The sequence below is a fragment of the Pseudomonas gorinensis genome, from assembly GCF_042015035.1.
GTDB classification, from domain to species: Bacteria; Pseudomonadota; Gammaproteobacteria; order Pseudomonadales; family Pseudomonadaceae; genus Aquipseudomonas; species Aquipseudomonas gorinensis.
Window position 1 is genome coordinate 3,423,953 of the sequence record NZ_CP167125.1, and the last position, 10,786, is coordinate 3,434,738.

The window sequence follows — 10,786 nt, forward strand, 5'->3', positions numbered from 1 at the left end:
AGAATCGATCGGCGTTGAGCCGGTAGATTGGCGTCAAAATGCCACTGATGGCTCTCTGATAATTAATCGAGTGCCCAAGAATTATTCTCGCTACAATCGCCCGCTTTGCCACTTGGCACGGGCCTCTCCGGCCCGTTGCGCACGAGAAATTGCATGCTTGTCGGTAGTTATTCCCCCTCCCTGGTTGTGATCTCCCTGTTCGTTGCGATCCTCGCGTCCTATACCGCGCTGGACCTCAGTGGCCGCATCGCCACGGCCAGCGGGCGCGCGGTTTATCTATGGATAGCAGGCGGGGCGCTGGCCATGGGCGTGGGGGTGTGGTCCATGCACTTTATCGGCATGTTGGCGCTGCGCCTGCCGTTTGCCCTGGGATTTGACCTGGGCATTACCGCGCTGTCGCTGTTGATCGCGGTGTTGTCCAGCGGTTTTGCCTTATGGCTGGTGAGCCAGCAGCACCTGCCCGCCTGGCAGCTGGTGTTTGGCGCGCTGGTCATGGGGATGGGCATCGCCAGCATGCATTACACCGGCATGGCCGCGATGCGCATGACGCCGGGCATCGACTACGACCCCGGCTTGTTTGGCGTGTCGTTGCTGATAGCGGTGGTGGCGTCCGGCGCGGCACTTTGGATCGCCTTTAACCTTCGGCGCAATACTCCCTACGTACGCCTGGTACGTGGCGGGGCGGCGGTGGTAATGGGGTTTGCCATTGTTGGCATGCATTACACCGGTATGGCCGCGGCACGCTTTGCCGATGACAGTTTCTGCGGCGCCGCCTTGACCGGCTTGAGTGGCAAGGGCCTGGATAACCTGGTGTTGGTGACGACCTTGGCCGTGCTTGCCATTGCATTGCTGACCTCGCTGCTTGATGCGCGCCTGGAAGCCCGCACCGCCATACTCGCCGACTCCCTGACCCTGGCGAACCAGGAACTGACCCACCTGGCCCTGCACGACATGCTCACCGGCCTGCCCAATCGCACCTTGCTCGCAGACCGTATTCAGCAGGCGATGCAGGCCGTTAAGGAGCAGGGCGGTTGCTTCGCCCTGATGTTTATCGACCTGGATGGCTTCAAACCGGTCAACGATGCCTTCGGCCACCACTTGGGAGATCAGTTGCTGCGCGAGGTCGGCCAGCGCCTGCGTGAAGACCTGCGCAGCCAGGACACCCTGGCGCGTATCGGCGGGGATGAGTTCGTGCTGCTGGTGCAACTGACGCAGCCGGATGATGCCCTCGGCCTGGCTGAACGCCAGGTGTCGTTGATCAATCGCGCGTTCCAGGTGGCCGAGCATGCGTTGAAAATCTCCGCCAGCGTCGGCATTGCCCTGTACCCCGGCAACGGCGGTAACCCCCAGGAGCTGCTGATGAACGCCGATGCCGCGATGTACCACGCCAAGGGCATGGGCAAGAATGGCTACAGCTTCTTCGATGTGTCGATGAACACTAACGCGCGCAAGCAGCTGCAGTTGTTGCAGGACCTGCGCAATGCCCTCGAACACCAGCAGTTCCGGTTGTATTACCAGCCCAAATTCGACGCCGTCAGTGGTCTCCCGGTAGGGGCCGAAGCGTTGCTGCGCTGGGAGCATCCGCAGCACGGTTTGCTGTTGCCCGACACGTTTATCGAATTGGCGGAAAAGACCGGGCTGATCATCCCGATGGGGGAATGGGTGCTCAATGAAGCCTGCCGCCAGATGCGCGAGTGGTACGGCCAGGGCTACGAGGGGTGGCGCATTGCCGTTAACCTCTCGGCGTTGCAGTTCTGCCATGGGGGGCTGGTCCAGAGTGTGGCGGCGGCCTTGGAGCGTCACCAGTTGCCGGCCAACAGCCTGACCCTGGAGATCACCGAGACCACCGCCATGCGCGATGCCGATGCGAGCATGACGGTGTTGCAGCAGCTTTCCGACATGGGGGTCGATCTGTCCATCGATGACTTTGGCACCGGCTATTCCAGCCTGATGTACCTCAAGCGCCTGCCGGCCAACGAACTGAAGATCGACCGTGGGTTTGTACGCGACCTGGAGCACGACAGCGACGATGCCGCCATCGTCTCGGCCATTGTCGCCCTGGGCCAGGCCCTGGGCCTGCGGATCGTCGCCGAAGGCGTGGAAACCGATGCGCAGCAGCGTTTCCTGACCCGCCTGGGCTGTGATTCCCTGCAAGGTTATCTGCTCGGACACCCGCTGCCGGCTGACGGCTTCATGGTCGGCATCCAGCGCGTCGAAGACGCGTTGGCGCCTGACAAAAGCCGTAGGTGACAGTTAGTATTGGATTCATGCATAAACATCAGGTTGAAACAGGGGACCGCACGCATGGACAAAGTCGTCATCATCACCGGGGGCAGCCGTGGGATTGGCGCCGAGACGGCATTGCTGGCCGCTCGCGAGGGCTATCGCATCTGCATCAATTACCAATCCGACGAGGACGCCGCGCACCGCGTGCTTGAACAGGTTCGGGCCCTGGGCGCCCAGGCGATTGCCGTGCGGGCGGATGTCAGCATCGAAGATGAAGTGATCGCACTGTTTCATCGCGTCGACGCCGAACTGGGCCGGGTCACGGCGTTGGTCAACAATGCTGGCACCGTGGGGCATAAATCGCGGGTGGACGAAATGTCCGAGTTTCGCATCCTGAAAGTCATGAAGACCAATGTGCTTGGCCCGATCCTGTGTGCCAAGCATGCCGTGCTGCGCATGTCGCCCAAGCATGGCGGGCAGGGCGGCAGTATCGTCAACGTGTCATCGGTGGCCGCGCGGCTCGGCTCACCGGGAGAGTATGTCGATTACGCAGCCTCCAAGGGCGCGCTCGATACCTTCACCATTGGCTTGTCGAAGGAAGTCGCGGGCGAAGGCATTCGTGTCAACGCGGTGCGCCCCGGCTATATCTTTACCGACTTCCATGCCTTGAGCGGCGACCCGAATCGGGTCAGCAAGCTGGAGTCTGGCATCCCCATGGCCCGGGGCGGGCGCCCGGATGAAGTGGCGGAAGCGATTATCTGGTTGTTGTCGGATAAGGCTTCTTATGCCACGGGCACATTTGTCGACCTGGGCGGTGGCCGTTAAGCGTCAGCGCAATCAGCTCGGAAGTCGGCGCAGGTTCATTACTCCGCCGGGTTCCTGCTCAGAATGACCTTACGATCCGGCCTAACGTCTCCATCGCCTTTTCCGACGCCTCGGTCCATGGGCTGCCATAGTTCAAGCGAATGCAATTGCGGAAACGCTGGGTTGCCGAGAAAATCGGTCCCGGCGCAATGCTGATGCCCTGGGCCAAAGCCATCTGGAACAATTTCAACGAGTCTGTCTGCTCTGGCAGTTCCAACCACAGGAAGTAGCCGCCGGCCGGCTGGCTGACCCGTGTCTGCGCCGGAAAGTAGCGTGCAATGGCGGCAAGCATGGCGCTTTGCTGTTCTTCCAGGGCATAGCGCAATTTGCGCAGGTGCCGATCATAGCCGCCGTGTTGCAGGTAGTCGGCGATGGCTGCCTGGGCCGGCATCGACGGGCAGAGCGAGGTCATCAGCTTCAAGCGCTCGACCTTCTGCGCATAACGCCCGGCCGCGACCCAACCAACCCGGTAACCCGGGGCCAGGCTCTTGGCGAATGAACCGCAGTGCATCACCAGGCCCTCGGTGTCGAAGGCCTTGGCCGGTTTCGGTGCCTGTTGCCCGTAGTACAGCTCGGCGTAGACGTCGTCTTCGATCAGCGGCACCTGGTGACGGCGCAACAGCTCCACCAGTTCCTGTTTCTTCGACTCTGGCAGTGTGGCGCCCATGGGGTTCTGGAAGCTGGTCATGGTCCAGCAGGCCTTGATCGGGTAGCGCTCAAGGCTTTGCGACAACGCGTTAAGGTCAATACCATCGCGTGGATGCACCGGGATCTCCACCGCCTTGAGCTTCAGGCGTTCCAGCACCTGCAGGCAGGCATAGAACGCGGGGGCTTCAATGGCCACCAGGTCACCCGGCTCGGTGACGGCCTGCAGGCACAGGTTCAGGGCCTCCAGCGCCCCGTTGGTGATCAGCAGTTCTTCCATGGGCAGCATCAGCCCGCCGACCATGTAGCGCAGGGCAATCTGGCGTCGCAATTGCGGGTTGCCCGGCGACATGTCGGTGACCACCAGGCGCGGGTCCATCTCACGGCTGGCGCTGGCCAGGGAGCGGGCCAGGCGTGGCAGCGGGAACAGCATCGGGCTGGGGAAGGCTGAACCGAAGGGCACGGTGTTCGGGTCCTTGATGGAGTCGAGTACCGAGAACACCAGTTCGCTCACATCGACCTCGGTGGACTCGTGGACCTGCTCGCTCACCACCGGCTCGGAAAACGGGCTGGGTGCATGGGTATTGACGAAGTAGCCAGAGCGCGGACGCGCACGGATCAGGCCCCGGCGCTCCAGCAGGTAGTAGGCCTGGAAGACGGTGGATGGGCTGACGCCGTAGGTCTGGCTGGCATAGCGCACCGAGGGCACCCGTTGGCCGGGGCCGAGGACGCCGGAGCGGATCAGTTCGGCAATGTCGTCGGCGAATTTTTCGTAGCGTTTCATTTTGGCCTTAAACACGTGTTTTATATGAGTGGAGATCCGATTGGGAGAGCCCTGATGCCGTACATCGCCTTCTGTAGGAGCGAGCTCGCTCGCGAAAAACGTCAACGATAACGCGTGCTTCCTGAATCAACGCGGCGCCTTTGAGTTCTTCGCGAGCAAGAACTAGGCGTCCCCCTCGCTCCTACAAAAAAGCCCATCTCCCACATTTGATCTTTATCATTCTCGGTACCGAGGTCTCAGCGGTTGAGCGGCGCCACGAAGCGGCTATCGGCCGCACTGTAGATCCAGGGTTCATCCACATCCGACACCTTGAACCGCAACGTCTGCGAACTGCTCGCCGGCTTGTCGGCCAGCAATGCCACCGATACCGGCACATCGCTGATTTCCCCGGGTGCCAGGCTGATCTCGGTCTTGCCCTGCAGTTGGAAGCCCTCGGCGTCCACCAGCTCCAGGCGGTAATCCTGGCGCTGCTGCGTCTTGTTGATGACCTTGAGGCTGTAGATGTTTTCGATCAAGCCCTGGGCGTTCTCGCGGAACATGCCACGATCCTTGGTAACGTCCAGCGACACCATCGGCCGTTGCACCAACGCCACCACCAGCGCCGCGATCATCACCAGCAGCACGGCACTGTAGCCGATCAGGCGCGGCCGCAGCAGGTGAGTCTTGCCACCTTGCAGTTGATGTTCGGAGGTATAGCTCACCAGGCCACGGGCATAGCCCATTTTGTCCATGATCGAATCGCAGGCGTCGATGCACGCCGCGCAGCCGATGCACTCCATTTGCAGGCCGTCGCGGATATCGATGCCGGTGGGGCAGACCTGCACGCACAACTGGCAGTCGATACAGTCGCCCAGGCCGACATCCGCCGGTTTCACCTCGCGTTTGCGCGGGCCGCGGCTTTCGCCACGGGCCACATCATAGGAGATGGTCAGGGTGTCTTTGTCGAACATCACGCTCTGGAACCGGGCGTAGGGGCACATGTGCATGCACACGGCTTCGCGCAGCCAGCCGGCATTGATGTAGGTGGCTGCGGTGAAAAACAGCACCCAGAACAGGCTCACGCCCCCCATCTGCCAGGTCAGCAGTTCGGTGGCCAGCGGGCGAATGGGGGTGAAGTAGCCGACAAAAGTCAGCCCGGTCAGCATACTGATGCCCAGCCACAACGTATGTTTGGCCGAGCGCCGCGCCAGTTTATTCAGGCTCCAGGGGGCCGCTTGCAGCTTGATGCGCTGGTTGCGTTCGCCTTCGGTGATTTTTTCGCACCACATGAACAACCAGGTAAAGGAGCTTTGCGGGCAGGTGTAGCCGCACCATACGCGGCCGGCAAACACAGTGATCGCAAACAGGCCGAAGGCGCAGATGATCAGCAGCGCCGACAGCAGGATGAAGTCCTGGGGCCAGAAGGTCGCGCCAAAGATATGGAATTTGCTTTCAGCCAGGTCCCACAGCACGGCCTGGCGACCGCCCCAGTTCAGCCACACGGTGCCGAAGAAGGCCAGGAACAGAAAGCCTGCACCGCTCACGCGCAAGGTACGAAACAGGCCGGTAAAGCTGCGGGTGTGAATCAGGTTGTCGCTGGATGCGGCCTTCACCTTCTTTGGGTGCGCAGGTGCATGGGGTTCCACGGTTCGGACGGGGATTATTTCGCTCATGGTCATTCGCTCATCAGCCTCCATCAGGCGGATGAACTATGCCCGTCGCTCTGTTTGCATAACAGGCTCAGGTATGGCGATAAAAAGCGGATCAGATACGTTGGTGGCCTAGCGCTGCGACAATGTGCTGCACCCCGTGGCGCCTGGGGTGCAGGCTTGATTTGGCGATGCTGACGCAGATCAATTAAATCAGCGAACCAGGCTCTTCGGCCTTGACGTGGTTGCGTGCATCCGTTGCACCCTCGACCGTCAGGGCGTCGGCCTCGGCTTCGGTGATATAGATCCGCTGGCCGGCCAGGTCCACGTAAGACATGGCTTTGTCGTTGTCGGTGAGAACCTTGACTCGGGTAGCCGGCACGCTTTGTTCCTGGCCGTTTTCATCGAGCATGAAATAGCACAGATGGTTTTCGATACGTACGGTCATGCTGATCTCCCTTTTCATAGGCTATGAAGGTTAGGGGCATGCCGTCGGCAGTGGTTCCAGGCAACTGACTGGCGGTCGCTGCGGTCCATGCTTTATCGACCCCTATACAGGACAGTTTCCATGGACGCTTGGTGGCACGAAGTCTGGCAAACCCTGCAAGCCGAATTCGCCGATATTACCGATGCGAAGCAACTCACCCAGATCACAGTACGCTTGTTGATCGCCGCGCTCCTGGGCGGAATCCTCGGTTTTGAACGTGAGTACAAGGGCAAGGCGGCCGGGGTGCGCACGCACATGCTGGTGGCCCTGGGCGCCGCGCTGTTCGTGTTGGTGCCACAGATGTCCGGCAACCAGGCGGATGCCATGAGCCGGGTGGTGCAGGGGGTGATTGCCGGGATTGGGTTCCTGGGGGCGGGCACTATCCTCAAAGGCAAGGAGGACGAGGAGGGCCAGCACGTCAAGGGCCTGACCACCGCCGCCGGGTTGTGGATGACCGCCGCCATTGGGGTGGCGGCGGGGATGGGGCGCGAGTCGACGGCGGTGCTCAGTACGTTACTGGCCCTGGCGGTGTTCAGCGTGATGCCGAGGATCGTCAAGGTCTTTGAGAAGGATCAATGACCACCGCTCAGCTCAACAGGTCGGTTTCCTTCAATTGCCCAAATATCTTTGCGACAAACGCCGGCTCCGACGGGTTACCTGAAATCACGAGAACGCTCGTGTTGGTGGTGGGGGAGTACTTCAGCTGCATTTCCCCACTGGCCCCGGATAGTTGGTGGACCCATTGCAATGGTTTATTGAGTTGTCTGCGAATACCTGAAACGTCCAGTTTGTCTTGACCGTGCACGAAATCCCGGACTTCGCTGGGGGCGTCGAGGGAAGACTCCTGGATGCTGGTGTAACGGTAGATATTGGGCCGAACCGTGCACGGTTTGTGGGGGGTGTCAGTGGGTATGCGATTCTCCAGATCAGTGGGGTGTGGGAACTTCAACGACCCGATTGCTTTTCTCACCAGCGCGGAAATGGAACACAGGGACGTCGCCCTGGCATTTGCTTGAGCAAGGTTGTCCTGGATATCCAGCAAAGGCTCGTGCTTTTTACTGGCAAAGCGGCGCACGAGATCAAATCGGCTTTCAAGCGGGGCGGTCATTAATCTGTACTTCAGGTCGAACAGGGCCGACTCGACATGGTTCCGATAGCTGTCGACCTGCTCAGCCTCGAAGGGAGACAGGACAGTGTCGATCGCATCTTTGCTCAATTGAGATTCGACCTTCTCGAGGACCTTGACGTTGTCGTTTGCATCGGGCCCGGACAATAAGGTGCTGATCTTGTCGGTCGTCAATAGCGTGCCAATTTTGTTGAAGGTGTCTATAGACCCTCTGGATGTTGGATCACGCAGCATGTGTTCAACCGTGCTTCGGTTTACCTGGGCACCCAGGTCAGTGAGGCTTTGCTTCATCGTTGCCGTGCTTGAAGGGGCCGGCTCGGGGTTGTCGGGTCGCTTGGGTTGCCTGGCGTGGTTCGGGCCTGAGCGGAGCAGGGCCTCCAGGGCTTGCGCGGTTACGACTGAAGACGCGGGAGGGAGGCCCCGTTCCGCACGATGCTGGCTTGGAGGGAGTGCGGAGTGGGGCGTCGGTATTTGATGGATGGCTGACATAATGTGTCCTCGCGAGTGCTTGGGTAAGCGAGTCGTCTTGGGATGACGTCTATGCGCGGTCAGTATCACCAATGTCCATTCAGACGAAGTAAGGACTTCACCGTTCGAGCCAGTAGGGTATTTCGCTTGTTAAGGTCAGTTCCCAGAGGTACTCGACATCACGGGGGCGATCGTCGTCGGTGGCTCCTCCACCGGCGGTGGCTCGTTTTCAGGTGGTTCTTGTTCTGGAATGGGCTCAGGCTCTGTGGGCGGCAGCGTCGGGTTATCGATATTCGGGTCGGGTGTTTCAGCCGGGATCGGGATATTCATCGGTATGGCCTCGTTTGTGCTTTGCTCTAGCGGTGGACATCGGGTGGGGGGAATTGATTCCCCGCCCAATGGCGGCATATCCGCCTGAACTTTTAACCAGGGTGCAGGCTCGGACCTTATACGGCCCTGCTCAGGGAGAGCGGCGCCGTATCAGAATTCGGATCAAGCAAAGAGCGTCCACAGGGCGTAAGGGGAAGATGCTCGATGACTGCTGAAACACTGGCTCCAAAGGAATCCTTATTGCCGTTGTCCCAGGCGCTGTTGTTGCCCAGGATCGCGATTGAAAGCACCACCCCCGTGATTGATGGCGGCGAATTTGCCGTAAAGGCCGTGGTGGGCCAGCGTGTCAATGTCACCAGCAAGGTGTTCGCCGATGGGCACGACAAGCTCGCCGTGCTGATCCGCTGGCGTGCGTTGCACGAAGAAAGCTGGCACAGCGTGGTCATGGCCGATGTGGGCAACGATGGCTGGGAGGGTGCTTTTAGCGTCGTCCAGCAGGGGCCCCACGAGTATTGCATCGAAGCCTGGATCGATACCTTCGCCAGCTTCTGCTACGAACTGCGCAAGAAACACGAGGCCGGGGTGCCGGTCAGCCTGGAGTTGCAGGAAGGCCGCAGCCTGGTGTTGCAGGCCGCCGAACGCAGTGACAACGAGCTGCGCGACCGCCTGATGCTGCTGCACCACGAACTCTCCGGCCTGCTGGAAACCGAGCAGGTCGCGCTGTTTTTGCACGAAGACAGTGCGCATCTCATGACCCAGGCCGACCACCGCGCCTACTTGAGCATCAGCACCGTATACCCGATCGATGTGGAGCGCGAAGCCGCACAATTTGCCAGTTGGTACGAACTGTTTCCCCGTTCGATCACCGACGATCCCGCACGCCACGGCACCTTCAATGATGTGCACTCGCGGCTGTCGATGATCCATGACATGGGCTTCGATGTGCTGTACTTCCCGCCGATCCACCCCATCGGCCGCAGCCACCGCAAGGGCAAGAACAACGCGCTCACGGCCGGCCCGGATGATCCAGGTAGCCCCTACGCGATCGGCAGCGAGGAGGGCGGCCACGAAGCCATCCACCCGCAACTGGGCAGCCGCGATGACTTTCGCCGCCTGGTCAAGGCCGCCGCCGAGCATGGCTTGGAAATCGCCCTGGACTTTGCCATCCAGTGCTCCCAGGACCACCCCTGGCTCAAGCAGCACCCGGGCTGGTTCAACTGGCGCCCGGACGGCACGATCAAATACGCGGAAAACCCGCCGAAAAAATACCAGGACATCGTCAACGTCGACTTTTACGCCGCCGATGCCATCCCCGGCCTATGGACCGAGCTGCGGGACATCGTGGTCGGTTGGGTGGAAGAGGGCGTGAAGACCTTTCGCGTCGACAACCCTCACACCAAGCCGCTGCCGTTCTGGCAATGGCTGATCAGTGATGTCAGGGCCAAGCACCCGGAAGTGATCTTCCTCGCCGAAGCTTTCACCACCCCCGCGATGATGGCGCGCCTGGGCAAGGTCGGATACTCCCAGAGCTACACCTATTTCACCTGGCGTAACACCAAGGCCGAACTGAGCGAGTACCTGACGCAGTTGAACCAGTCACCGTGGCGCGAATGCTACCGGCCGAACTTCTTCGTCAATACGCCGGACATCAACCCAGGCTTCCTGCATGAGTCCGGGCGTCCGGGCTTCTTGATCCGCGCCGTGTTGGCCAGCATGGGCTCGGGGCTGTGGGGCATGTATTCAGGTTTTGAACTGTGCGAAGCCGCGCCGGTACCGGGCAAGGAAGAGTACCTGGACTCGGAGAAGTACGAGATCCGCCCACGGGACTTCACCGCGCCGGGCAACATCATTGCCGAGATCGCCCAGCTCAATCGCATCCGCCGACAGAATCCGGCGTTGCAGACCCACTTGGGCCTGAAGCTGTACAACGCCTGGAACGACAACATCCTGTACTTCGGCAAGCGCAGCGAGGACGGCAGCAACTTCATCCTGGTGGCAGTCAACCTCGACCCCTTCAACGCCCAGGAAGCCCATTTCGAGTTACCGCTCTGGGAGCTGGGCCTGCCGGACGATGCGCAGATCCAGGGTGAAGACTTGATGAACGGCCATCGCTGGACCTGGTACGGCAAGAACCAGTGGACGCGGCTGGAGCCGCAGATGCCGTTCGGGATCTGGCGTATCACCACCTCCTGAGCCTGGCGAAGATCAACAGCTGGGAGGGGGCAAGC

Annotated in this window: 9 protein-coding genes; 4 read left to right on the top strand and 5 right to left on the bottom strand. The window is 60.7% G+C overall.

The genetic code is table 11. From position 1 onward, the window contains the following. Nucleotides 1–153 precede the first annotated feature (153 nt). Nucleotides 154–2,250 carry a putative bifunctional diguanylate cyclase/phosphodiesterase gene (locus AB7933_RS15600; protein ID WP_024075158.1) on the top strand — a complete coding sequence of 699 codons (2,097 nt, stop codon included), beginning with the start codon at nt 154–156 and terminating at the stop codon, nt 2,248–2,250. Between the two features lie 54 nt (nt 2,251–2,304). Then, nucleotides 2,305–3,051: an SDR family oxidoreductase gene (locus AB7933_RS15605; protein ID WP_024075159.1), complete on the top strand. Its 747-nt coding sequence runs from the start codon at nt 2,305–2,307 to the stop codon at nt 3,049–3,051. Nucleotides 3,052–3,109: 58 nt separating this feature from the next. Here the strand turns inward: AB7933_RS15605 and mapR are convergent, their stop codons facing one another. The 3 genes from mapR to AB7933_RS15620 form a co-directional block, all read right to left on the bottom strand. Beyond that, nucleotides 3,110–4,519 carry a GntR family transcriptional regulator MpaR gene (mapR, locus tag AB7933_RS15610; protein WP_024075160.1) on the bottom strand — a complete coding sequence of 470 codons (1,410 nt, stop codon included), beginning with the start codon at nt 4,517–4,519 and terminating at the stop codon, nt 3,110–3,112. A gap of 236 nt (nt 4,520–4,755) precedes the next feature. Next, nucleotides 4,756–6,171: a cytochrome c oxidase accessory protein CcoG gene (gene ccoG, locus AB7933_RS15615; protein ID WP_041161189.1), complete on the bottom strand. Its 1,416-nt coding sequence runs from the start codon at nt 6,169–6,171 to the stop codon at nt 4,756–4,758. 184 nt (nt 6,172–6,355) lie between these two features. After that, on the bottom strand, nt 6,356–6,595 hold the full coding sequence (locus AB7933_RS15620; protein ID WP_024075162.1) for a DUF3203 family protein: 240 nt from the start codon (nt 6,593–6,595) through the stop codon (nt 6,356–6,358). A 120-nt stretch (nt 6,596–6,715) separates the two neighbouring features. Here AB7933_RS15620 and AB7933_RS15625 point away from each other — a divergent pair, with 120 nt between their 5' ends. Beyond that, nucleotides 6,716–7,213 (top strand): MgtC/SapB family protein, encoded by a 498-nt coding sequence (locus AB7933_RS15625; RefSeq protein WP_024075163.1) that lies wholly within the window; start codon nt 6,716–6,718, stop codon nt 7,211–7,213. A 7-nt stretch (nt 7,214–7,220) separates the two neighbouring features. On the opposite strand, the gene AB7933_RS15630 is transcribed toward AB7933_RS15625, so the two are convergent. Together AB7933_RS15630 and AB7933_RS15635 are read right to left on the bottom strand one after the other, a co-directional pair. Continuing rightward, a complete protein-coding gene (locus AB7933_RS15630; protein WP_051448884.1) occupies nt 7,221–8,051 on the bottom strand; it encodes a M10 family metallopeptidase C-terminal domain-containing protein in 831 nt (276 codons plus the stop codon). A 333-nt stretch (nt 8,052–8,384) separates the two neighbouring features. After that, nucleotides 8,385–8,558, bottom strand: a complete 174-nt coding sequence (locus AB7933_RS15635) for a hypothetical protein (RefSeq protein WP_168233082.1) — start codon at nt 8,556–8,558, stop codon at nt 8,385–8,387. Between the two features lie 204 nt (nt 8,559–8,762). On the opposite strand from AB7933_RS15635, the gene AB7933_RS15640 reads away from it, so the two are divergent. Next, the gene (locus AB7933_RS15640) at nt 8,763–10,751 is read left to right on the top strand and encodes an alpha-1,4-glucan--maltose-1-phosphate maltosyltransferase (protein WP_024075165.1); all 1,989 of its coding nucleotides are present in this window, start codon (nt 8,763–8,765) and stop codon (nt 10,749–10,751) included. Nucleotides 10,752–10,786: the final 35 nt, after the last annotated feature.